Genomic DNA, 24,540 nt, shown 5'->3' on the forward strand with positions numbered 1-24,540 from the left:
ATCTGTTTATTATGTTTGTTTACCTCCACCCCTTTATTATTCCGAAATAACTTTATGAAAAAGGACAAGCATTATAACATAGATTAAAAAGGGACGTTAAGTATAAAGGAGGCGATTTCTTGAGATTATTTTTAGAAAATTCGTTCGCTTTGATCATGGTCATCATTGTAAATTTTTTGGCAAATTCACTGCCGCTGAATGGACAGACAACCGCTGACATTGCAAACAGGCTAGACGTTCTTTTTACTCCTGCAAATTATGTTTTTTCGATCTGGGGTTTGATTTATTTGTTGCTGGCTGTGTGGGTCATTCGTGGATTTAACAAAGAAAATCGTGTGTACCGTATAACCCATATTCCTTTTTTAACGAGCTGTCTGTTTAATATCGCCTGGATTTTTCTCTGGCATTATGAATACTTTGCTTCAAGTGTCGTAGTCATTACCTTGTTATTACTTTCACTCATCGTTTTATATGCTCGCATTGAACGGGAGCATTTTTCATTGTGGGACCGTCTCCCTTTTTCTATTTATCTTGGCTGGATTAGCGTAGCTGTCATTGCGAACATTAGCTACACGTTAACCTATTACGGGTGGAACGGATTCGGGATTTCAGACGTTGCCTGGACAGTTGTGTTACTTGTTATTGCAACAACACTAGCGATCATTTTCCGCTTTGCACACCATGATCGTTTTTATCCACTTGTCTTCGTCTGGGCGCTTTTCGGGATTGCGGTACAAAACTGGCCAAATGAACCATTCGTAGCCACTACAGCTCTTATTTTTTCTGTTTTCGTACTCATTAGTGCTTTATTGAAAGACAATGGATAAAGATGGTATGATTTATACAACAGGAATGGAGGGGTCTCATGATTACTGAAAAGCGGGGGGATATTCCGTATTTACTCGGTCTTATTTTTTTCATTACAGCTTTCGTCTATTTTTTCGCATCGAACTGGTCAGCATTTGACCGTCCAATAAAAATTGGCTTAAGTCTTGTAATATTGCTGTTTTGTGCCGGTGCTGCACTCGTTTACAGACGAAGTAAAACATTTCCTTATCTCGGAAACTGGTGGTTGTTTTTATCAGTCATTGCGTTCGCTGTGGCTGTCGCGCTCGTCGGACAAATATATAACTCACATGCAGATTCGTATGTACTTTTCATCGTTACACTCGTACCAGCCATCATTTTAGCGTTGCTAACACGCTATCGTCCGCTTTACTGGCTGTCTTTCTTATTATTTGAATTGACACTATGGATGAAATTATATCCCACCGGAACATTTGTGACGTATACAACAGGCGAGCAGCTGCTTTTGTATACCGGATTGATTGCCCTGCATATTGGAATTTATTTTTTCTGGTTAAAAGTACATGAACAAAAGTTGTCTTTTTTATCGCTCATTGTGACGCTATACTGTGCACTTTATTTACTCCTTTCATCTTCTATTTATGACTTATTTACAGATGATGTAGAATACACATTCGTATTCATGCTACTCCACGTACTATACATTGTGTTTATCATTTTTTTCTGGAAATCCTTTATGAATGCACGTAAACAGCACCCGTTTGAACTTGCGATCCATCTGTTATTTTTCGGCCTCTATGCCGTTTGGAACGTCTTTTATATATGGTTCAGCATTATGGGAGAGTACATTTTTTACGCAGGATTCCCAATGTTATTTATCCTGTTCGCCTTCAGCATTTTCGTTTTCAAAAAACTAAAAACATCTTCTGAAACAGGCGACCGAAAATGGGTACGCTATACCATTTCATTATTAACCGGTGTTCTCGCATTTATCGGAACAATTATCGCTGTTTCGTCGCTTAGTTCCTTTATTGCACTCATCTTTGGTTTCAACGGAGACATGTCAAACAGCTTTCTCTTTCTTTCTATTCTTTGTATCGGTTCAGGGCTTGCGGTTCGAAAAGATTCTTGGCTTGTTGTGCGAATAACATTGCAAATTACTGGACTCACCTTCGCTTTCTTATTTGTTACATTCCACTGGGGAGAAACGTGGCCAGCATTTTTAATCTTAGTACCGTTTATCGTGCTGACAGTTCTTTTATTTAAGAAAAAAGAAGCCATTTTGTACTATCTCGCTGCTAACAGTGCCCTTGTATACGGGATCATCCAGTTGCTTATGGAAAATGAAGTAAACTTTTCAGTGAGTACGTGGGTTCTATTCATCGCTGGTATTTTGAATGCCTTTATGTTTTTTATCTTAAAAAGACATCCGGTCGGACTTGCCTCTTTTTGGCTGTCAATCATATTTATGCTTTACTCGTTAACAGAAGATGGATGGGGCTCATTATTGCTTCATTTCCTTTTTCTCGCTTATATTTGCTGGCATTTATTCCGTCCGATTCTCGAAACAAGATTTTATCGGTGGGCAGCGTGGGCAGCATTTATCGGTTTCATCACCTGGAAATATTACGAATACGCATGGCTTCTTCTTCACAAGTCACTTACATTCTTTCTTATTAGCGTAATCTTTTTTGCCATCTGGTATGTATGGGGAAGAAAGCATACCGTACCTGTTAAAGTGAAGAAATGGAGTATCAGCGTATTTGTCGCTGTTATCGCTATTCAATCTGGTTTCTTATTATTCACTGCTTGGCAAAAAGAGCAGCTCCTTCAAAATGGGGAATTAGTCGCACTGGAACTCGCACCGATTGATCCTCGTTCAATGCTTCAGGGGGATTATGTGCAATTGAACTATGAAATCCAGACAAACTATCGTGATCATTACTATGAGACCACGTCTACTCTCCCCGATGGAAAAGTAGCTGTTTTGCTAGAAAAATCATCCGAAACGATTGACTATAATGGCAAAACTATTCCGGTCTATACAGCATCGAGCTTTGCACAAGCCGGAACGGAAGAAGGATTCTCAATGATAGGAAAAGCCCGTGCTGGAACGTTGACACTCGGTATTGAACATTTCTTTATCCCTGAAAACTCGGGTCCTAAATGGGAAGAAAAAACACATGCAATCGTTCGTGTCGCTGAAAATGGTGATGCAATTTTAGAAACGTTAAAATAATAGCTTTATATCTTTTATAAGAGAAAATCGAAAATAGTTGATTCACTATTCTAAAACGCTCACAGATAATAGTTACGTCTGTGAGTGTTTTTATTTCCAAAATATTCACATATTCTGTATCTTTCTTCCCTATTTATATGGTATAACTGTAAAATGATAGCGCTTGCAATAAAGGGGGGAAATTCAAATGAGAAAAACAGTGACTTGGCAGCTTGGAACAATTATTATTGGCATTATTATTACGATGCTTCTTATTACATCTACCGCCACATATAAAACGGCATACGATAAGTTATATGAAGCAGCAGGTATTGAAGCGTATGGATGTGCCAATATTACAACTGGTTTAATCGCACCAGAAGACATAGAATCCATTTTATCTGGTGATCGAAAAGCAATGGATAAGGTCGGCTTACAGCTAAATTGGACGACAGAGCATAAACCCATATTCGAAACACAGTATATTGTCGATTTAAATGGAAAACTGCTAGCACTCGATGATCATTTAAAAGAAAATGGCTTTAAACCTGGCGATTCGTTTTATATCGATCAAGAAGCCATTAATATGTTAGTAGGTATGAACCACCCAACATACTCGGATATTTACGAATATGGTGGCATGGATCGTCTATCCGGCTATGCTCCGATCTATTTGGATAATGAAATTGTCGCAGTCAGCGTCATTGATTTTGATGGATCAATTGTGGCCGATCGGACATGGGATGTAGTGAAAGATGGTGTTTTAATCAGTTTAATACCGATGATTTTAGCGTCCCTTGTGACGATTATACTTATCCGTCGCAAAACAAAACCGATTTCAGCGCTTATTACACAGGCGAAAGAAATTGCAGATGGCAATTTGTCGGTTGAAAACACACATAGTAACAGCAACGATGAAATTGGCGACCTTGCTCGCACATTAAACTTAATGGCCGCTAATTTAAAACATATGATTGGTACACTGAAAACAACATCCAATCAATTAACACGTAACTCGCTTGAAACAGCGCAATCTTTGAATGAAATGAAAATATCCGTTCAGCAAGTGTCTTCTAACATGAGTGAAGTCGCATCCTCTATTTCAGATGGCACGATGGATGCTGAACAATCTACCTATATTTTAGACGAACTCGCAAGCCTGATTCAAACCGCAAAGCAAAAAGCAGATACGAGTGTTGATAACTCAAAAACAACGATAGCGACAGCAGAAGAAGGTCGAAGCCGTGTGGATGACATTAGCCGGGATATGAACAAAATCAGAACGTCTTCCATTGAAACTGGTCAGACCATTCAACAATTGAACGAATCGACTGCGAAAATTAATCGTATTGCTGGCACAATTGCTGATATTGCCGGACAAACGAATTTGCTTGCGCTGAACGCCTCTATTGAAGCGGCCCGCGCCGGAGATCATGGAAAAGGATTTGCCGTTGTCGCAGAAGAAGTACGCAAGCTGGCGGAACAATCGAACGAAGAAGTCTTACAAGTTGAAAAATTAGTTAAAGATATTACAAGCAGTATTCAGCACGTCGTCGTGTCTATGAATGAGAGCACTCACCTCGTTGAAGAAGGGAATAAAACCGTTCAATTCACATCTCAATCACTCACAGATATTCTGACAGCCGTCTCAAAAACAGCTGAAGAAATTAGCGAAGTGTCAACTTTGACCAATGAAGAAGCCGTAAAATCGGACCGTATTGTTGAATTGATTACACACCTAGCCGAATCGATTCGTGAAATGGAAGTAACAACTGTTGATGTATCAGCTGCCGCTGAGCAAACCTCTTCAGCCATTGAAGAAGTCGCCAATCGCTCGACTGAGATGAGTAAAGTGGCTCGGGAACTGAATGAGATTGTTGGACAATTTAACGTTTGATACCGCTTTATCCTGCAGTAATGGACAGTTTCTGCTGTTTAATTGTTGGGATTATCCATGTATAGAAGCGCTATGTTGCTATCCCGATAAAAAAAAGATCTGCGGTGTTCTCGCAGATCTTTTTTCATTTATTCATTTATCAGCTTTTCCTCCGGTTTTGCTTTTGCTTTTTTTGCTTCAATAACATGAATGTGGTGGCCGTCGGCGTCACGAATAATGAACTCATATCCGTCCTGCTCAATCGAATCACCGAGCTTCACATCAATATTTTCTGTGAGTACCCAGCCGCCTAACGTATCAACTTCCTCATCTGATAAGTAAGTACCAAGCAAGTCGTTTACTTCTGAAATTAATACACGTGCATTCAGCAAGTAATGTTTTTCTCCCAGTTTTTGTACTTCCGGCTTTTCATCCGCATCGAATTCATCGCGAATTTCACCGACAATTTCCTCTAAAATATCTTCAACGGTTACAAGACCTGATGTACCACCGTATTCATCCATTAAGACAGCCATATGTATACGATCTTTTTGCATTTTTAACAGCAAATCATGGATGGGGATTGTTTCAATTACACGGATGACCGGCTTCACAAACTCTTCAAGTGGCCGGCTCCGATCACTATCACGATTTAAATAATACGATAATAATTCTTTCATATTGACCATGCCGAGAATGTTGTCTTTATCACCATCATCAACCGGGTAACGCGTATATTTTTCAATTTGAATGATCGATGTAATTTCATCCCATGTTAAATCTTTTGACAACGTGATCATATCGGTACGCGGCACCATAATTTCTTTGGCCACTCGCTCGTCAAATTCAAAAATACGATCAACGTATTTATATTCAGACTGATTAATTTCACCACTTTTGAAACTTTCTGACAAGATGATGCGCAATTCTTCCTCGGAATGTGCCATTTCATGTTCAGATGCCGGTTTCAAGCCAAAAAGACCGACTAATCCACGAGCTGAACCATTCAACACTTTAATAAACGGATACATGATTTTATCAAAAATAATGATAAGCGGTGAAAATGTTAATGTGACCCATTCTGCTTTTTGAATCGCGACTGTTTTCGGTGCCAGTTCTCCGACAACAACGTGTAAAAACGTGACAAAGGTAAAGGCAATAAAAAATGATAAAACACTTGAAACAGATGATGCGAGTTCAAACCGTTCAAATACCGGATGCAATATTTTCTCAACGGTCGGTTCCCCTAGCCACCCGAGTCCGAGTGCTGTAATTGTAATACCAAGCTGACAGGCTGACAAGTATTCATCTAGGTTCGATGTTACTTTTTGTGCTGCAACTGCCCGCTTATTCCCTTCCTCAACGAGCTGATTAATACGTGACGGACGCACGCGGATGATAGCAAATTCCGTTGCAACGAAAAAGCCAGTCAGCACGATGAGCAAAGCAAATAACAATAAATTGACTATTATCAAAATGTGGAAAAAACAGACAAACTGTTTTTCCCCTTCACCTCCCGGGGCAACAAAATAACTTGTATCTCTATACCCGTATTTTTATTTATCATAACAAACTTTTGACGTCTTTTTAAAGCGATTCGTCTTCTTTCTTGATAATATGCATTCCATCAAGTGCATTCGCATAATGAACAGCGTGTTTCAATGTCGCAAAACACTTTAAACCTTTTAAATAAATGCCTTTTGACGCCATTTCCATTGCGAGTTCCGGAGAAATACCAGCAACCATCGGTACTGCACCGATCAATTGGATGGACTGCGTCAATTTTTCAAGCGTACTTAAAATAAGGGCGTCCATCGCTTGAATACCCGTGACATCCAGAATAAGCATCTTTGCTTTATGATCCATAATGGCCTGCAATACTTTTTCAATTAAATCATCGGACCGCTCTTGATCAAACCGGCCCATAATCGGCGTAACGAGAATGCCGTCCAAAACAGGAATAATAGGTGAAGACAGTTCACGGATCATCGTTTTCAGTTCCATCGTCCGATTTTCCACCATCGCTTCCAGCTGCATAATCGTCTGCTGTTCCTGCGACTGAATGTACTCTCGAATGTTTTCATTAGGTGTCATTGGGGACGGAAACAGTTCAACTTCTTTATACGAACCGGCCTCAGATGTGCTGTATTGAGTAATTTTATACCACATTGTCTCTCCAAACAGCCCCGTAAAGATACCTGCCCAATGACCACCAATAAAAGTACCTGACTCTTGTTTCCCTTGTGCTTGAACGACTTTGCTTTCCCAGTCATTACGAATGGATAGTGTAGCCCGCTTTTCTTCTAAACAGAGATTTTTGTATTCCATTGCCCCCCAGCCTGTAGCGGTGTAAACATTCGGCAACGATTCAAGCACTTCTTGCATACTTTTACCGCCTTTTGCATAAAAGCTGCTAATAATTTTCCCTGCCCGGTAACCTGCTGTCTCAAGTACTACCCGGACAGATTCGGCACCTGTTACTTCTTCAATCGTATCTATGAATGTTTTTAGTTCTGACTTTGTCCAGAATAAGACAACATCCTCATCATCAAATTGAAACAGACCCTCATCTAAAATCCAATGAAAATTAGTGTTCTCTATTTCCTGGTTAAATTCCCGTTCTTTCAAAAGAATCCCTCCTGAATTGTCCTTATAGAAGCTATTTTACATTGAGTACTCACTGTTCACCAGTTTTCCCTCCGCTTTTTTAATCAAAATGATATACTAATAAGAAAAAGAACGCGAGGTTTTTAACAACAATGAGTATTTTATCAGTAAGCCGCTTAAGCCATGGCTTCGGCGACCGTGTGATTTTTAACGATGTTTCTTTCCGCTTGCTAAAGGGGGAGCATATCGGCCTTATCGGCGCGAATGGTGAAGGAAAGTCAACGTTTATGAACATTATTACCGGCGAATTACAGCCGGATGAAGGTAAAGTGGAATGGTCAAAAAATGTCCGTGTCGGCTATCTTGATCAGCATGCAGTATTAATGCAAGGCATGACAGTTCGCGACGTGCTCCGAACGGCATTTCAATATTTGTTTGATATCGAAACAGAAATGAATAAGCTGTTTGGGAAAATGGGAGATGTTTCACCGGAAGAACTAGAAACATTGCTTGAAGAAACAGGTACAATGCAAGACATACTTACCAATAACGACTTTTACATTATCGATGCAAAAATTGAAGAAACAGCACGCGGTCTTGGTCTTGATGACATTGGACTTGAACGTGATGTTCATGATTTGAGCGGGGGGCAGCGGACGAAAGTTTTGCTCGCAAAGCTACTCCTTGAAAAGCCAGACATTTTACTTTTAGATGAGCCGACAAACTATTTGGATGAACAGCACATTGTCTGGCTGAAGCGTTACTTACAAGAATATGAAAATGCCTTCGTGCTCATTTCACATGATGTTCCATTTTTAAACAGTGTCGTCAATTTAATTTATCATATGGAAAATCAAGAACTGAATCGTTATGCCAGTACGTATGATGAATTTTTAAGAGTACATGAAATGAAAAAACAACAGCTTGAAGCTGCGTTTAAAAAACAGCAGCAGGAAATTGCCGGCTTAAAAGATTTCGTTGCTCGTAATAAAGCACGTGCTTCAACAAGTAATATGGCGATGTCCCGCCAGAAAAAACTTGATAAAATGGATGTTATTGAATTGGCGTCTGAACGCCCGAAACCGGAATTCCATTTTAAAGAAGGACGGACACCAAGTAAACTTATTTTTGAAGCACGTAACCTTGTGATTGGATATGATGAGCCACTTTCTAGCCCACTGAACTTGCGCATGGAGCGTGGACAAAAAATTGCGCTAACAGGTGCAAATGGGATCGGGAAAACGACACTTCTGAAAAGCCTGCTTGGTGAAATCACACCGGTTTCTGGCCAAGTAGAACGCGGTGAAAACCTCTTAATCGGCTACTTCCAGCAAGAAATTAAAACGAGTAACAACAACACATGTATTGAAGAAATGTGGACAGATTTCCCATCATTTACGCAATATGAAATTCGTTCATCACTTGCTAAATGCGGATTAACAACGAAACACATCGAAAGTAAAGTTGCTGTGTTAAGCGGCGGTGAAAAAGCAAAAGTTCGTCTGTGCAAATTAATTAATCAGGAGTCCAACGTTCTCGTTCTTGATGAGCCGACCAATCACCTTGACGTCGATGCAAAAGAAGAGTTAAAGCGAGCGCTGAACGCTTTTAAAGGAAGCATCCTCCTTATTTCACATGAACCTGAATTTTATCAAGACATTGTGACAGACATTTGGAACGGCGAATCTTGGACGACGAAGGTATTTTGATCATGAAAAAACGATATGCATTGTCATGGAGCGGCGGCAAAGACTGCACGATGGCACTTCATTTACTAAAAACACAAGGTGTGGATGTCGTCTGCCTCGTAACGACAGTCCCGAATGAAACCGGACGCACATTTGGACATGATGAAAAAACGGAATTGATCGAAGCACAAAGTGATTCACTTGGCATTCCGATTCATTTTATCCGTTGCAGATCTAATCATTATACCGATGATTTTATTGCTGATTTGAAACAGCTGAAAGATAAATTCATGCTGGACGGCATTGCTTTTGGCGATATTTATCTTGACGGTCATATCGAATGGGGAGAAAAAACAGCGGCAGCAGCCGGTGTTAAATCGATATTCCCACTCAAGAGCAAACAATCAGAAAGTGCCCGGATGCTGGAGCGATTTATAGATACTGGCTATAAAGCAATGATCATTCGTGTGCGGCGCGATGCGATGGATGCTGCGTTTCTTGGCCGAATGCTCAATGATTCATTCGCCGCTGATATAGCGAAAATGGATTGCTGCTCAATGGGTGAAAACGGTGAGTTTCATACGTTTGTGTATGACGGTCCGCTTTTTAAAGTACCGATCGTTGTAAGTACAGGTGATGTGATCGAAACCAGTGCATCATTCAGGCTCGATATGGAGTTGTCGAAAAGCAGAAGTGAAAATTCATTCAGTGGGGGTTAGGTTCACAAGATGTGAATCATGCAGACGTTGTCACAGGACGTGACGATCTTAGTCTGCGTTTCCCGCGATCCCCCTATCTTTTCTTTTCGAAGTCTTCATGCAAGTTCTTACTGCCCGATGCGGGATAAAGCTTCATGATTTTACTGAGCAAATAATAAACAAGGAACGTGCTGGCTTCAGCACGTTCCTTGTTTATTTTGCAGGGACTGCTTTCCCTTTATAAAATTCATATTTCTCAATTTCAACGCCGATTTGTCTAGCGATTTTCTTTAGTTCTTTTTCCTGAAACTCACTCGTAATCAAGGTAATGATCGTTCCGTCTCCCCCCGCGCGTCCAGTTCGTCCAGAACGGTGAGTATATTCACGCGAATTGTGCGGCGCTTCAAAATGCAAAACATGTGTCAGTCCCTTAACATCGAGACCGCGAGCCGCGACATCTGTCGCAAATAATAAGGGTGCTTTACCATTTCGGAATTCGCGAATCGCTTTAACACGCTCTTCTTTTCTAAGCTCACTGTGCAGCACACCATTTTTCACACCTTTATACGCAAGTTTTTCCGACATCACATTGACGTCTGTAATGTCTTTAATGAATGCAAGCATCCGCTCCGGCTCAAACGTACGCATTACTTTTTCAATCATTTGCTGTTTTTCTTTCCACTCACATATGAAATACAAATGGCGAACATTTCCTTCTTCCGGTAAGCTTTCTTTTGAAATTTTCACCATTTCTGGATCATTCATAACTTCTTTCGCTTTTTCCTCTGCCGACGCTGGCAATGTTGCAGAGAACAGAGCAAGCTGACGGTCTTTCAGCGATGCTTTAATAATGGATTGAACGGGCTCGATCAGCGCAGTTGTGAAAAGTTCATCTCCCTCATCTAATACAATAAGTTTAACTTCATGCATTTTGAGTTTTTTCATTTGAATGAGTTCAAGTAATCGCCCCGGTGTCCCGCATATAATATGAGGCGGTTTTTTTAATCGGTCAGTCTGACGCTTAATGTTTGCCCCGCCGATCATACCGGCTGACGTAATTACTCCCCCACCAAATGTGCGGATTTCCTCTTGAATTTGCATGATCAGTTCTCTTGATGACGCCATAACGATCGCCTGAACTTGATTTCGTTTCGGATCAATTTTGTTCAGCATCGGCAATACATACGCAAGTGTCTTTCCTGTCCCTGTAGGGGACTTCGCGATCACATCGCGTCCTTCAAGCAATAATGGAATCGTTTCTTCCTGCACTGGCATTGGCTGCTTAAACTCCGCTTTTTGCCACGCTTCCTGCAAAAAAGGCTGTAATAATGATAAAAATGTTGGTTGATTTGACATAAAGGCTCCTTCTCGTTTTTGTTCATTATCCATTGTTTTCACATGTTTAACAATAACAAATTAAGACTATGATAAAGAACAAACTGTCGATTCCATTCCGCTTGAAGATTTGAATATCCAGCAGTTCAATGAAAAAAACAAAGTGAAACTTCATTCAGTGGGGGTTTAGGTTCACAGGGTGTGAATCATGCAGACGTTGTCACAGGACGTGACGACCTTAGTCTGCGTTCCGCTATCCCCCACTGAATTAAACAGGAACTCAAGTAAAGAGCACCGCGTCCTGCGGCAATACGTGAGTGACCGGTTTCAGCCGGCCCGAACCAATCGGGCTTTTACGGGCTGTTAATTCCCCGCTTATCCTTCTTTTCTTTTCGAAGTCTTGAAGCGGGGGGTCTTACTGCCCGTTAATGCGGGATAAATACTATACGAAAAATTCATCGTCGAGTGAACAGAAATTTCTTCGATAAAAGTCCGCCACGCGCTGCCTTTTATTGTAATCTCTATGTCCTTTCTATTTATCCCCTTTCATCGTGATACATACATATTCCCCGTCACCCAAAACCGCCACGGATAGTTTTTCGCTTCTCCACTGTTCGGAATCCCGATACGGGGACCTGACGATATATTATCCGGTGCAAATCCCGGTGCAATGTAAATCGGCGGTTCATCAAAACGCCTGCCGTAGTCATTCATATTGATACCAAGTGCTTTCGTCAGCTTTCCCGGCCCGCTCGTCAAGTTTTTCATCGTCTTTTCGCCCCGTCGTTCAAACATAAGGTCAAGCCCATCATAAGGCTCTACGGCACGTATCAGCACCACTTCCGGCGTATCGACTGCTCCGCTTACAACATTCACTAAGCAATGCGTATGCATTAAATACGTATATACATGACCAGCTTCTCTGAACATCACTTCCGTTCGCTTCGTCCGTCTATTATTAAAACTATGCGCCGCTTTGTCAAGCGGACCACGGTACGCTTCTGTTTCAACAATAAAACCAGATGCGGCTCCCTCATCCATTTCTTTCACAAGCAGACAGCCGAGTAAGTTCCGTGCCAATGTAAGCGTCGGTTGTTCAAAAAAAGCATTGCCTACTGGCTTATATTTGTTCATTTTACTCGGTAATTCCCCATTTATCTGTTTCATTCGACGTCACCTCTCTTTTTCATTTTACCTTTTTCACAATCGATTAATCCGCCTCCCCCCGTATTTTTCAGCATTTTACTGTTACAATTTTCCGGTTTAGGGTAAAGTAATAAAAAGCATAGATTTCAATCGGAGGTTTTTTGTATGGAATGGATCGGCTGGATCAGTCTTGCAATTGTGATAGGTGCACTTATTTATTTCGGCATTTCATCATTTTCAACATTCAAATCAATGAAGCCAAAAATCGAGCAGTTAAAAGCGGCACAAACACGTATTCAAACCGAAACAGAGAAAATTAAGTCTGAAACAGATGATTTAAAAGTTCATCAGGAGCACCTTATGGCTGATGTGGATCATGCAAAGCAGGCGGTTGCATTGACCATAAATGAAACGAAACAAATTCCTGAAAATGCGAAATTCCTCGCAAAAACAGCTGTTGATTCAACAAAAAATAAAAAAACGGTGAACGCTTGATATAATCGGAACGATGGAGCATCTGAAGCTGATCAGATGCTCCTAATTTTTTTTACAAAGAAATTATTTTCGTTATAATGAATATCGTTACGCTTTAAAAATGAAAGGATGTCTTGATGGATTATTTACTGATTGTCTCCATTGTCATTTATATGGCATTGATGTTACTGATTGGATGGCTGGCCTATAAAAAAACGTCCAATTTAACAGATTACATGCTTGGAGGCCGGGGCTCGGTCCTGCAGTAACGGCATTGTCTGCCGGTGCATCTGATATGAGCAGCTGGCTATTGATGGGACTGCCTGGTGCAATGTTTTTAACCGGGATTAGCTCAACCTGGATTGTATTTGGCTTAACCCTTGGTGCTTGGGCAAACTGGCTGTTTGTTGCTCCACGACTGCGCACCTATACCGAAATGGCGAATGACTCGATTACAATTCCCGGCTTTTTAGAAAACCGGTTTGATGATAGCTCTAAAATGCTTCGCCTTATTTCCGGGCTCGTTATTTTAATTTTCTTCACATTTTACGTTTCATCCGGTATGGTTTCCGGTGGTGTATTATTTCATACAACATTTGACATGGATTATCATATCGGTTTATTTGTCGTCACAGGCATCGTTGTGGCGTATACATTATTTGGCGGCTTTTTAGCAGTCAGTTGGACAGATTTTGTTCAAGGTATCATTATGGTAACAGCATTAATTCTTGTACCGATTGTCACATTGATTGAAATTGGTGGTCTTGGAACAGCTGTATCAGAAATACGATCCATTGATCCCAAATTACTCGACATTTTTCAAGGCCAAAGTGTTCTCGGCGTTGTTTCTCTGTTCGCATGGGGACTTGGCTATTTCGGTCAGCCGCACATTATCGTCCGGTTTATGGCGATCACGTCTCGAAAAGAAATCAAAACAGCGCGCCGAATTGGCATGAGTTGGATGATTTTCTCTACAATCGGTGCATTATTTACTGGATTTCTCGGTATTGCCTACTACTCAATGAATGGATTAGTGCTTGAAAACAGTGAAACTATTTTTATCGCATTAGGTGATATTCTGTTCCATCCGATCATTACAGGCTTTTTGTTATCGGCGCTTTTAGCTGCCGTCATGAGTACGATCTCATCGCAGCTTCTTGTCACATCCAGCTCAATGACAGAAGACTTGTATAAAACGTTTTTCCGCCGTGATGCTTCTGATAAAGAACTCATCTTTTTAGGCCGTCTCTCTGTGCTGATCATTTCTATCATCGGCCTTGCACTTGCCTGGGAGCAAAATGATACGATTTTAAAATTGGTCAGTTATGCATGGGCTGGCTTCGGAGCTGCATTTGGCCCAGCCATTTTACTGAGCTTATACTGGAAACGTATGACGAAATGGGGTGCGCTTGCTGGTATGGTAGCTGGTGCTGCAACGATTATTATTTGGTCGAATGTACTCGATTTATCTGACACACTGTATGAAATTATTCCTGGTTTTGCTGTGTCACTACTTGCCATTGTCATTGTTAGTTTAATGACAAAACCAGCGAAAGAAACGACAGAACGATTTGACAAACTCACTGCACAAATGAAAGATTAATGTGGAAGCCTTTCTTTCGCGCTGTCAGTGAAATATAATAAACATACATGACTTCAACAAAGAAAGGCTGATCTCAATTTGGAACAATCATCCAACTTTATTAGAACGATTATTAAACAAGATATGGACTCAAAACGGCACGATCACGTCATTACTCGCTTTCCACCGGAGCCAAACGGTTACCTTCATATCGGGCACGCAAAATCAATCGTCATCAACTTCGGTCTCGCCGACGATTTTAACGGCAAAACGAATTTACGGTTTGATGATACAAACCCGCTGAAAGAAGACCAAGAATACGTTGATTCAATTAAAGAAGATGTATCGTGGCTCGGCTATGAATGGGACGAACTCCGCTTTGCATCGAATTATTTTGATGAAATGTATAAGCGTGCTGTCTTGCTTATTCAAAAGGGACTTGCGTACGTCGACGATTTAACAGCGGACGAAATTCGCGAATACCGTGGCACATTGACAGAGCCAGGCAAAGAAAGCCCGCACCGCAGCCGCACAAAAGAAGAAAACCTTGATTTATTTGACAAGATGAAGAATGGTGAATTTGAGGACGGCAGCAAAGTGCTCCGTGCGAAAATCGATATGACGTCCCCAAATTTAAATTTGCGAGACCCAGTCCTGTACCGCGTATCCCATACATCTCATCATAATACAGGAGATGCGTGGTGTATTTATCCGATGTATGATTTCGCTCATCCGCTTGAAGACGCCATTGAAGGTGTGACACATTCCCTTTGTACAACTGAATTTGAAGATCACCGCCCTCTTTATGAGTGGGTTGTGCGTGAATGCGAAATGGACAATCAGCCACAGCAAATTGAATTTGGCCGGTTAAATATTACAAATACGGTTATGAGTAAGCGTAAGCTGAAGCAGCTTGTCGATGGCGAATTTGTAGACGGTTGGGATGATCCCCGTCTGCCGACCATTTCTGGCATGCGCCGCCGTGGTTTTACAGCAGAAGCAATCCGTGAATTTGTGAAAGAAACAGGGGTTTCAAAAGGGTCAGGTACGGTTGACTCAGCGATGCTTGATCATTTCGTTCGGGAAGATTTGAAGCTGAAAGCGCCGCGCACGATGGGCGTGCTTCGTCCATTGAAACTTGTCATTACGAACTATCCGGAAGGACAAGTCGAATGGCTTGATGCAGAAGTGAATCCCGAAAACCCTGAGATGGGCATGCGAAAGATTCCTTTTTCCCGTGAAATTTATATTGAGCAGGAAGACTTTATGGAAGAGCCACCGAAGAAATACTTCCGCCTCTTCCCTGGCAATGAAGTTCGCTTGAAGCATGCTTATTTTGTTAAATGTGAAAACGTCATTAAAGATGCAGATGGCCATGTAACAGAAATTCACTGCACATATGATCCAGAAACGAAAAGCGGATCCGGCTTCACCGGCCGTAAAGTGAAAGGCACGATTCACTGGGTAGATGCCTCGCATGCGCTGCCAGCTGAATTCCGTTTATATGAACCCCTCATTCTTGATGAAGAAATGGCTGAATCTGAAGACAAAACGTTCTTAGATCATGTCAATGCAAATTCGCTTAAAATGATCAGTGGCTTTATTGAACCAAATTTAGAGCACATTGAAGCACAGGAAAAGCTTCAATTTTTCCGTCACGGCTACTTTAATGTGGACCCGAAACATTCAGAGCCGGGTAAGCCCGTCTTTAACCGTATTGTTTCACTGAAAAGTTCATTTAAATTATGAGAAAAAGGTTCCTGCCGACGCAGGAACCTTTTTTCATTAAACAGTGACTTTGATTTGTTCACGCACTTCTTTTGCTGCTTCGACCATCACCTGTAAAGCAGCGACTGTTTCTTCTTCTTTACGTGTCTTCAGCCCACAATCTGGATTGACCCAAAATTGCTTCGGATCAAGGACACGCAAAGCACGATGAATATTTTGAATTATTTCTTCTTTCATTGGTACCCGCGGACTGTGAATGTCATACACACCAAGCCCAATTTCTTTATCATAATGGTAGCTTTCAAATGCGCTAATCAACTCACCGTGGCTTCTTGACGTTTCAATTGAAATGACGTCCGCACCCATTGCAGAAATGCTGTCAATGATCTTTTCAAAATCAGAATAGCACATATGCGTGTGAATTTGCGTGTCTGGCTCCACCGTTGAGACAGATAACTTAAACGCCTTGACCGCATAATTAAGATACTCTTGCTCGTTTCTTTTTTTCAATGGAAGCCCTTCTCTGATCGCCGGTTCATCCACTTGAATCATGTAAATGCCTTGTTTTTCAAGTGCTTTCACTTCTTTCCGAAGAGCAAGCGCAATTTGATTCATTACCGTCGCTTTTGGTACATCTTCCCGGACAAATGACCAGTTGAAAATCGTCACCGGTCCTGTTAGCATTCCTTTTACAGGACGGCTTGTCAAAGACTGTGCATAGACGGTTTCTTTTACGGTCATCTCATGAATAAATTCAACATCTCCATAAATAACGGGCGGCTTCACACAACGTGATCCGTACGACTGTACCCAGGCAAACTGTGTAAAATAAAATCCTTTCAGCTTTTCACCAAAAAATTCAACCATGTCCGTCCGTTCAAATTCACCATGAACGAGAACATCGAGATCCAGCTTTTCTTGAATATCAATCCACTTTTTCGTTTCCTGTTCGATAAACGACGCATAATCCGTTGCTGATAGTTCATTTTTACGCCATTGCTGACGTTTTTTCCTTACTTCCGTTGTTTGTGGGAAACTTCCAATCGTCGTTGTCGGTAATAAAGGCAGCTGGAACTTTTCACGCTGTAAAACTTGCCGTTCTGCAAATGGACGTGATCTGTCTCCTGCATCAAGTTCCGCTTGCTTTACTTCCTTTTGAACGTGGACACGATCTCTTCCTGGAATAACAGGTGCTACATAATCCAGCAATTCTTTTTCACGAAGCGCTGATTGCAATAATTGAAGTTCATCTAGCTTTTCGTTTGCAAACGCGAGTCCCTCTTTTAAAAATTCAGGCATTTTCGTTTCCGATTCTGTCGTAACTGGCACGTGCAAGAGGCTGCATGATGGCTGTATGATTAGACGATCTTCACTCGTATAGGTTGTCATTGATTTTAGCAGCTCCCACTTTTCACGCACATCCGCTCTCCAAATATTTCGTCCGTTAATCACACCGGCAAAAAGAACTTTTTCTTCCGGAAACCCGTTTTCTTCAATGCTTGATGCATTTTCTCCGCGATCATGAACAAAATCAAGTCCGAACCCATCAACTGGCAATGACGTGACAAACGTGTAGTCATCGATTGAATCAAAATACGTCTGAATCAGAAGGCGACTCGTTCCTTTCGCTTTTGAAAGAGCTTCGTATACATGTGTAACAATTTCTTTTTCTTCTTCTGTCAGCGTAAATTGTAGCGATGGATCGTCAATTTGAATCCAATCAGCACCTGCTTCACTTAACTCACGAATGACCGTTTCATAATGCGGCAGCAACGCATAAACAGTGGATCCAAATTCTTCTGGCATATAGCCCTTTCCTAACTTCACAAATGTGAACGGGCTAATGACCACAGGCTTTCCTGTAATACCCGCTTCATTTTTTGCTTCTAAAAACAGGTCAAGCGGACGATTATGCACAAGCGATGGCGTGCATTTGTTTAATTCTGGAACGATATAGTGATAGTTTGTATTAAACCATTTGGTCATTTCCATAGCTACAGCTTGTTTTGACCCGCGTGCCATTTGAAAATATAGATCAAGCGATACACTGCCTCCATCGTATTCAAAACGTTCCGGCACAAGCCCAAACATCGCAGCTGTATCAAGGATGTGATCATAAAGACTAAAGTCACCGACTGGAATCATGTCAATTCCTTTTTCTTTCTGCGTACGTAAATAGCCTAGGCGAAGTTCTTTCATTTCCTGCAAAAAATCCGTTTGTTTCGTTTCACCGGACCAATATTTTTCAATGGACCGTTTCCATTCTCTTTTTTCTCCAATGCGGGGGTATCCCGATATTGACGTTAAATAACTGTTCATTTTCTTCACTCCTGTAAGATGATTTCCCTCAAATTATGGCGATTTCCATAAAAAAGCTCTCTTTCTGTAACAGAAAGAGAGCAGAATATAAATCAACCGGGATTGAGATCATCATACACCCTGGCATTCATCATTTTCGACCACTCCTCTCTATAACGCGTAGAGCATAAAAAGTGCGTACATATGGCAGGTCTCCTGACTCTGGTTCAACGTTTTTCATTCCTTCCCATTTCAAATGAAACAGTGGTTTTATGAAAAACTCCCCATTACAGTGGCGCGACCGTACCGGACTTTCACCGGACTTCCCTTTTAAGAAATGCTGAACTGCTGCATTTCACCATATGCTTATATTAAATTAAAAAAACTTCCTACTTGAAAACAGGAAGTTTATTTTATCATAAACCTCTCATTTTCCAAAGCGATCATGCTTTGCTGGAATTAGCACCTTTCATTTCTGATGGTTGCCGGGCTTCATAGGGCCAGTCCCTCCGCCGCTCTTTATAAGAGTATATATTCTTTTTTAACGATTACAAGGATTCTATCATGCACTTTTTTTTGTGTCAACTTTATCGCAGATTAACGGGCAGTAAGATCCCCCACTTCAAGTCTTAGAGAAATCAAAAAAGGATAAGTGTGGGATAAACTGCCCGTAAAGGCCCGATTGGTTCGGGCCGGCGGAAGCCGGTCACTCAGGCATTGCCGCAGGACGCGGCGTTCTTTACCTGAGTTCCTGTTTATTCAGCGGGGGATGAAAGAAAACCCCCGCTGATGACAGATTCACTTTATTCGACATCTTTCTCTGGTAGGCCCCAGACTGAAACGCTTCCTGCATTAACAGGGAATGTTGCCCAGCCACCTTCATCAATTTCAATAATGTCTTCACGCATTTTCAGGAAATCGACCCATTTTTCTCCGGCACGTTCTTCACCGATGAACATTCTTTTCCCCCCACCTTCCTCACTGTTATTAATGACAACAGCACAGCCTGAACGTTCGATTTCTTCAACGCCACGCCGCACCCAGCCGATTGTATTAGGATGATCAAAATAATCTTCCTGATCCCCGTATGCTTTATGTAATCGACTATATAATAATGGATCGATCGCTTCTCTTTTACCTTTGATTGGTTTCTCTCCGCCGATCCCATAGTAATCCCCATAAAATACACATGGGTAGCCATCTTTACGAAGTAGTATCAGTGCGTAAGCGCTTTGTTTAAACCAGTCAGCTAAAAAGGATTCCAGCGATTCACTCGGCTGCGTATCATGGTTATCGACGAATGTGACTGCGTTTTGTGGATAGGTTTCAACAATCGTTCCCTTGAATATTTCCCGCAAATCATACTTTGCACCTTGCTGTGAAGCACCGTATAAATTATATTTAAGCGGTACGTCAAATAAATGAATGCGGCCGTCTGTTTCCTCAATCATATGTGCACATTCATCAGGTTCCGGTACCCAAAACTCGCCAACAAAAAAGAAATCCTTGCCGCGTTCATCCTGCACTTCCTTCGTAAACTGATCAATGAAGTCATAATCAATATGCTTAAGGGCATCCAAACGGTAGCCGTCACAATCAAGTGTTTCAGCTATCCATTTACCCCAGCGGATCATTTCTTCGCGCACTTTCGGGTGGCTATAATCAATGTTCGCAAACATTAAGTAGTCGTAATTCCCTAATTCATCATCGACATTTTCATTCCACTTTTTATTCTCGCCTTCAATACGAAAAATGCCAGTCCGATCTTCTTTTGCATCATAATCTGTGCCGTTAAAATGTTCAAATGACCATCCAAAATCGGAATATTTTCCTTTTCGGCCTGGAAACGTAAATTTCGTCCAGCCTTCAATATCAAACGGCTTTTCTGAAATGATTTTTTTCCGGTCTTTTTGATCAACTTCAACGACTTTGAATGTTTCTTTTTCATCTGCACCTGCTTTATGATTCATGACAACGTCCACGTACACGAATATACCTTCATCGTGACATGCTTTAATCGCACGTTCAAGTTCTTCTTTCGTTCCGTATTTCGTCGGAATCGTCCCTTTTTGATCAAATTCACCGAGATCATAAAAATCGTACACGCCGTATCCGGTATCTTTGTCGGACTGCCCCTTTGTTACAGGCGGTACCCATACAGCACCGATTCCTGCCTCTTTTAATTCTTTTGCTCGTTCTTCAAGGCGTGCCCAGTGCTTTTGATCCGCCGGCAGCTGCCATTCAAAAAATTGCATCATTGTACGATTACGCTCCATTTGCTTCTCTCCCGTCATCTGCATGTGAAAACTGTATAACTTACTTATACCCAATTTTCATAAAAAATGACCAGTCCACACAAAAATAGGCTGCCTCAACTGTTTCGTTAACATGTAAATCTCCATAAGATCTTATGGTTTTTATTATAAAAAAAGCTTGCAGACATTGTCTTCCAAATGAAGACTTTGTCTACAAGCTGAAGGGACTACCTTAAAAGTTGAGACGGTCCCTTCCTTTTCAATGATCGTTAAGATATAAGCAATGGGTAGGTAATTAATGAAATAAATTGATGCTCGTAATAATTATAGGGACGGCGAATACATCGATAAGGAACGCACCGACAATGGGAACGATGAGGAACGCTTTACGTGAAGGTCCATATTTTTGTGTAATAGCAGACATATTCGCCATCGCGTTAGGCGTAGCACCGAGTCCGTGCCCTGTAAAACCGCCAACCATAACGGCTGCATCATAATCTTTTCCTAACAGACGGAAAAGTACAAAAATGCCAAGTAAAACAATAAACACAACTTGAACAAAGACAATAACTAAAATAGGTAGTGCGAGATCAGCAATTTCCCACAATTTAATACTCATTAGTGCCATTGTCAAAAAGATGCCCAGTGTTACATCGCCAATTAAGTTAACACTACGCATATCAATCACGTCATCTTTAAATTGATCCATCACATTTCGAACAATAACGGCGACAAACATTGCCCCTACGTAGCTTGGTAAAACAAAACCGGTCTGCACTGAAAAAAGGTCACCTAGATAAGAACCAACAGCCATACAAAACGTGATGAGCAAAATTTGCATAATGAATAGGTTTGAATCAATATCAGTAGTTGCTTTTTCTTGAGGAAGAGCTTCCTCAGCCACTTCCGTCTCAGAAGGGGTTAAATGATACTTGGAAATTAAATATTTTACAGTTGGACCACCAACAAGACCACCAGCTACAAGTCCAAATGTAGCAGCAGCTAAACCGATAGACAAAGCAGAATCGACTCCAAACTCTTCTATCGTGGTACCAAATGCGGTTGCACCACCATGTCCCCCTTCCATCGATACAGCACCTGCCATTATACCAAGCAACGGATCGATGTTTAATACGGAAGCGAGTGAAATGCCGATGACATTTTGCATTAAAGCTAAAAACCCGCAGGCGATCCAGTAAATAACAAGCAGTTTTCCTCCTAGTTTAATGAGCCTGAAACTTGCGCCAAGACCGACTGTTGTAAAAAAGGTGAGCATGAACAAGCTTTGCAGTGATGTATCTAGTGTTAGTTCGACTAACCCACTTGCTTTTAATGCCGTTGCAATTATGGCAAACAACAAGCCCCCTGCAACCGGTGCTGGAATACAAAATTTTTGAAGAAATGGAACGTTTTTAATAATAAAGGTACCTAGAACAAGTAAAGCGATGGCTAAGAAAATAGTCGTGACTTGATTGATTTCAATGGTCATTGTTTTCCTCCTTTTGAAACGAAATAATGGCTTCATTGACTAAACCGGCCGCCAGTTTGACCGTACGTTGATTTTCATCTAGATCTGGATTTACTTCAGAAATATCAAATGATAATGTTTTGTTATTCGAAATCACATGTCGAATGAGCGAGCGAACAACGGAAGGAATAAGGCCGAATGCCGAGGGAGCGCTAACTCCAGGTGCATGAGCCGCACTCATCACGTCTGTGCATAACGTCAACATAACATAATCATGTTCATTTATAAATTGCTCAATGACTGATACCGTCTCCGTGGTCAGACCATTTGTCAATTGTTCTTCCAAAATATACTGACATGAATATCGATCAGCTGTATCAAATAGTTCTTTCGTGTTACCGTACCGCTGTATACCAAGTACTAAGTAGCCGCAAGCGCGATCTTGATCAAGAATTTGTCTGAACATAGTACCAGATGAAGGTTGATCATCATATGGACGTAAATCAAAGTGGGCATCGATGTTAATTATGCCAAGTGAAGCGTCCGGACCTATAAATTGTCTGACCCCGAGATAGTGACCATAAAAGGTTTCATGGCCGCCGCCTAAAATAATCGGTGTTTTTTTATTTTTCAATAAGGTAGTGATACACTTTCCAACTTCTTGTTGAGCGAGCTCCAGCTGATCGCCTTCACAGATTATATTCCCAACATCTGATAAAGAGGATTCATCTAATCCATGCCAAGGTAGTTTAGCCAATTCACCTCGAATCGAATCAGGTGCTTTCGCTGCGCCAATCCGGCCTTTGTTTCTTCTGACACCTTCTTCACATTGAAAACCGATAAGAGCACAATTAGTATGCGCTTTCTTTTCTAAGGACACATTATTTATATCAAGCATGTTAACGACTTGATGAATACGGAAAGAGCTTTTTTTCTTCACGTGATCAGTTCGTCCGCTCCAGTTATCTTGATTCGGCAATTTGTACATCATTATCTTCCTTTCTGAAAATACAGATAAAGCAACTGTTTTTTTATATTATATAGTGTGTAATTTATAATTTATAATACAATAAAATTATTAATTAATAATTTTTAACTATATATGAGGTGATTAAATGGATTTTCGTCAAATGCGTTATTTTGTAGCTGTGGTAAATGAGAAAAATTTTTCCAAAGCGGCTGAAAAGCTCCATCTTTCACAACCGTCATTAAGCAATGCGATAATGAAACTTGAAAATGAAATCGGCTTTCCACTTTTGGAAAGAAACACGAGAAGTCTGCGTTTAACTGATTCCGGAGAAGTGATATATAAGCGATCTGTTGAATTTTTAAAACAGTATGACCGCTTACAAAAAGAAATGGAAGAGATACAGGAAATTGGAAACGGAAAACTTTCAATTGGGATGATCGAATCCTCGAAGCATTGGATGCCAAAAGTGATTCTTCAATTTAAACGCAGCTATCCATCAGTCCAAATTCAATTAAGTGAAGTGCTTGGAGGAGAGGAAGTACAAAAATCGTTACTTGATTATGAAACACACGTTGTCATCACGAACCAGCCGATCGTCCATCAAGATGTAAACACCATCCCAATCTACCAGGAACGGCTCGTTCTCCTTTTACATGAAAAAAATCCATTAGGAGAAAAGAAGATTATTTCCATGAAAGATTTGGAAAATGAAGCGTTTATTATTAGTACAATCGGTTTTCAAACAAGGCGAGATATTTTGAATGCCTTTGAGAAAGAAAGAGCTGAGCCAAATATCATGTATGAAAGTGAGCGTTTTGAAACAGTTTGTAGTTTAGTCGAGGAAGGGCTTGGTGTGACAATAATCCCGGAAAATTACATTCGTTATTCTAATTTTTCAGCTATCCGCACACGTCAAATTGATTCAGATGAACTCCAGAGAACCGTTTATCTGACTTATTCTAAAAGTCGCTACCTCCCTCCATTTGTTCACTCATTTTGCAAAGAGATTCGTGGTTTTTTTCATACATCATAATCATTTATGATATTTACCAAACAGCAGGTGTCTAATGGCAATTAAACTTAGGCGGTTTGATTTGGTAATAAAAGCAAGGTAGTGAAGAAACAACGTGCCTCGAGCAGGAGTTGAAATAAGTTTGACAGTTCTACGATTATATAAAGTGAAACTTCATTCAGTCGGGGTTTTCTTCATACCCCACTGAATAAACAGAAACTCAGGTATAGGGCGCCGCGTCCTGCGGCAATACATGAGTGAGCGACTCTGTCTGGCCCGAACCAATCGGGCTTTTACGGGCAGTTGATCCCCTGCTTACCCTTCTTTTCTTTTCGAAGTCTTGAAGAAGCGGTCTTACTGCCCGTTAATGGGGGATAA

16 protein-coding genes, 1 pseudogene and 2 riboswitches are annotated in these 24,540 nt (G+C 41.0%); of the genes and pseudogenes, 9 read left to right on the forward strand and 8 right to left on the reverse strand.

Annotation, left to right across the window (positions count from 1 at the left end):
- Positions 1–119: 119 nt before the first annotated feature.
- From BLL40_RS12035 to BLL40_RS12045, 3 genes are all read left to right on the forward strand, one after another.
- On the forward strand, positions 120–827 hold the full coding sequence (locus tag BLL40_RS12035) for a tryptophan-rich sensory protein (RefSeq protein ID WP_245797946.1): 708 nt from the start codon (positions 120–122) through the stop codon (positions 825–827).
- Positions 828–865: 38 nt separating this feature from the next.
- Positions 866–3,046 (forward strand): GDYXXLXY domain-containing protein, encoded by a 2,181-nt coding sequence (locus BLL40_RS12040; RefSeq protein WP_073712153.1) that lies wholly within the window; start codon positions 866–868, stop codon positions 3,044–3,046.
- Positions 3,047–3,233: 187 nt separating this feature from the next.
- The gene (locus BLL40_RS12045; protein WP_083566505.1) at positions 3,234–4,922 is read left to right on the forward strand and encodes a methyl-accepting chemotaxis protein; all 1,689 of its coding nucleotides are present in this window, start codon (positions 3,234–3,236) and stop codon (positions 4,920–4,922) included.
- Between the two features lie 128 nt (positions 4,923–5,050).
- On the opposite strand, the gene BLL40_RS12050 is transcribed toward BLL40_RS12045, so the two are convergent.
- Entirely contained in the window at positions 5,051–6,376 is a 1,326-nt protein-coding gene (locus BLL40_RS12050) for a hemolysin family protein (protein ID WP_073712155.1), read from the reverse strand.
- A gap of 112 nt (positions 6,377–6,488) precedes the next feature.
- The gene (locus BLL40_RS12055) at positions 6,489–7,529 is read right to left on the reverse strand and encodes an STAS domain-containing protein (protein ID WP_083566506.1); all 1,041 of its coding nucleotides are present in this window, start codon (positions 7,527–7,529) and stop codon (positions 6,489–6,491) included.
- A gap of 131 nt (positions 7,530–7,660) precedes the next feature.
- Here BLL40_RS12055 and BLL40_RS12060 point away from each other — a divergent pair, with 131 nt between their 5' ends.
- Positions 7,661–9,217: an ABC-F family ATP-binding cassette domain-containing protein gene (locus BLL40_RS12060; protein ID WP_073712157.1), complete on the forward strand. Its 1,557-nt coding sequence runs from the start codon at positions 7,661–7,663 to the stop codon at positions 9,215–9,217.
- A gap of 2 nt (positions 9,218–9,219) precedes the next feature.
- Entirely contained in the window at positions 9,220–9,915 is a 696-nt protein-coding gene (locus BLL40_RS12065; protein WP_073712158.1) for a Dph6-related ATP pyrophosphatase, read from the forward strand.
- A gap of 192 nt (positions 9,916–10,107) precedes the next feature.
- On the opposite strand, the gene BLL40_RS12070 is transcribed toward BLL40_RS12065, so the two are convergent.
- Together BLL40_RS12070 and BLL40_RS12075 are read right to left on the reverse strand one after the other, a co-directional pair.
- Entirely contained in the window at positions 10,108–11,250 is a 1,143-nt protein-coding gene (locus BLL40_RS12070) for a DEAD/DEAH box helicase (RefSeq protein WP_073712159.1), read from the reverse strand.
- Positions 11,251–11,775: 525 nt separating this feature from the next.
- Complete coding sequence (locus tag BLL40_RS12075; protein ID WP_073712258.1) at positions 11,776–12,363, reverse strand: DNA-3-methyladenine glycosylase; 588 nt, start codon at positions 12,361–12,363, stop codon at positions 11,776–11,778.
- 177 nt (positions 12,364–12,540) lie between these two features.
- Between BLL40_RS12075 and BLL40_RS12080 the strand changes: the two genes are divergently transcribed.
- The 3 genes and pseudogenes from BLL40_RS12080 to BLL40_RS12090 all read left to right on the forward strand — a co-directional run bounded on the left by BLL40_RS12080 (position 12,541) and on the right by BLL40_RS12090 (position 16,180).
- Entirely contained in the window at positions 12,541–12,870 is a 330-nt protein-coding gene (locus tag BLL40_RS12080) for a hypothetical protein (protein ID WP_073712160.1), read from the forward strand.
- Positions 12,871–12,986: 116 nt separating this feature from the next.
- Positions 12,987–14,452, forward strand: a pseudogene (gene putP / locus BLL40_RS12085) (sodium/proline symporter PutP).
- Positions 14,453–14,530: 78 nt separating this feature from the next.
- Positions 14,531–16,180 carry a glutamine--tRNA ligase/YqeY domain fusion protein gene (locus BLL40_RS12090; protein WP_073712161.1) on the forward strand — a complete coding sequence of 550 codons (1,650 nt, stop codon included), beginning with the start codon at positions 14,531–14,533 and terminating at the stop codon, positions 16,178–16,180.
- A gap of 36 nt (positions 16,181–16,216) precedes the next feature.
- Here BLL40_RS12090 and metE read toward each other — a convergent pair whose 3' ends face one another.
- From metE to hutG, 4 genes are all read right to left on the reverse strand, one after another.
- Complete coding sequence (gene metE, locus BLL40_RS12095; RefSeq protein WP_073712162.1) at positions 16,217–18,478, reverse strand: 5-methyltetrahydropteroyltriglutamate--homocysteine S-methyltransferase; 2,262 nt, start codon at positions 18,476–18,478, stop codon at positions 16,217–16,219.
- Positions 18,479–18,646: 168 nt separating this feature from the next.
- Positions 18,647–18,835, reverse strand: a riboswitch (cobalamin riboswitch).
- A gap of 46 nt (positions 18,836–18,881) precedes the next feature.
- Positions 18,882–18,985, reverse strand: a riboswitch (SAM riboswitch).
- Between the two features lie 275 nt (positions 18,986–19,260).
- On the reverse strand, positions 19,261–20,733 hold the full coding sequence (locus tag BLL40_RS12100) for an alpha-amylase (RefSeq protein ID WP_073712163.1): 1,473 nt from the start codon (positions 20,731–20,733) through the stop codon (positions 19,261–19,263).
- Between the two features lie 274 nt (positions 20,734–21,007).
- Positions 21,008–22,201 carry a sodium/glutamate symporter gene (gltS, locus tag BLL40_RS12105; protein ID WP_073712164.1) on the reverse strand — a complete coding sequence of 398 codons (1,194 nt, stop codon included), beginning with the start codon at positions 22,199–22,201 and terminating at the stop codon, positions 21,008–21,010.
- Positions 22,191–23,168, reverse strand: a complete 978-nt coding sequence (gene hutG / locus BLL40_RS12110) for a formimidoylglutamase (protein WP_073712165.1) — start codon at positions 23,166–23,168, stop codon at positions 22,191–22,193. Before hutG ends, gltS begins: the two co-directional genes overlap by 11 nt.
- A gap of 127 nt (positions 23,169–23,295) precedes the next feature.
- On the opposite strand from hutG, the gene BLL40_RS12115 reads away from it, so the two are divergent.
- Positions 23,296–24,183, forward strand: a complete 888-nt coding sequence (locus BLL40_RS12115; protein ID WP_073712166.1) for a LysR family transcriptional regulator — start codon at positions 23,296–23,298, stop codon at positions 24,181–24,183.
- Positions 24,184–24,540 lie beyond the last annotated feature (357 nt).

Source organism: Domibacillus mangrovi (genome assembly GCF_001906925.1).
Lineage (GTDB): Bacteria > Bacillota > Bacilli > Bacillales > Domibacillaceae > Domibacillus > Domibacillus mangrovi.

Bases quoted from the DNA above. Each gene is read 5' to 3' on its own strand.
- BLL40_RS12040 (WP_073712153.1), top strand. From the start codon at position 866: ATGATTACTGAAAAGCGGGGGGATATTCCGTATTTACTCGGTCTTATT.
- BLL40_RS12045 (WP_083566505.1), top strand. From the start codon at position 3,234: ATGAGAAAAACAGTGACTTGGCAGCTTGGAACAATTATTATTGGCATT.
- BLL40_RS12060 (WP_073712157.1), top strand. From the start codon at position 7,661: ATGAGTATTTTATCAGTAAGCCGCTTAAGCCATGGCTTCGGCGACCGT.
- BLL40_RS12065 (WP_073712158.1), top strand. From the start codon at position 9,220: ATGAAAAAACGATATGCATTGTCATGGAGCGGCGGCAAAGACTGCACG.
- BLL40_RS12070 (WP_073712159.1), bottom strand. From the start codon at position 11,250: ATGTCAAATCAACCAACATTTTTATCATTATTACAGCCTTTTTTGCAG.
- BLL40_RS12075 (WP_073712258.1), bottom strand. From the start codon at position 12,363: ATGAACAAATATAAGCCAGTAGGCAATGCTTTTTTTGAACAACCGACG.
- BLL40_RS12080 (WP_073712160.1), top strand. From the start codon at position 12,541: ATGGAATGGATCGGCTGGATCAGTCTTGCAATTGTGATAGGTGCACTT.
- metE (WP_073712162.1), bottom strand. From the start codon at position 18,478: ATGAACAGTTATTTAACGTCAATATCGGGATACCCCCGCATTGGAGAA.
- BLL40_RS12100 (WP_073712163.1), bottom strand. From the start codon at position 20,733: ATGGAGCGTAATCGTACAATGATGCAATTTTTTGAATGGCAGCTGCCG.
- gltS (WP_073712164.1), bottom strand. From the start codon at position 22,201: ATGACCATTGAAATCAATCAAGTCACGACTATTTTCTTAGCCATCGCT.
- hutG (WP_073712165.1), bottom strand. From the start codon at position 23,168: ATGTACAAATTGCCGAATCAAGATAACTGGAGCGGACGAACTGATCAC.
- BLL40_RS12115 (WP_073712166.1), top strand. From the start codon at position 23,296: ATGGATTTTCGTCAAATGCGTTATTTTGTAGCTGTGGTAAATGAGAAA.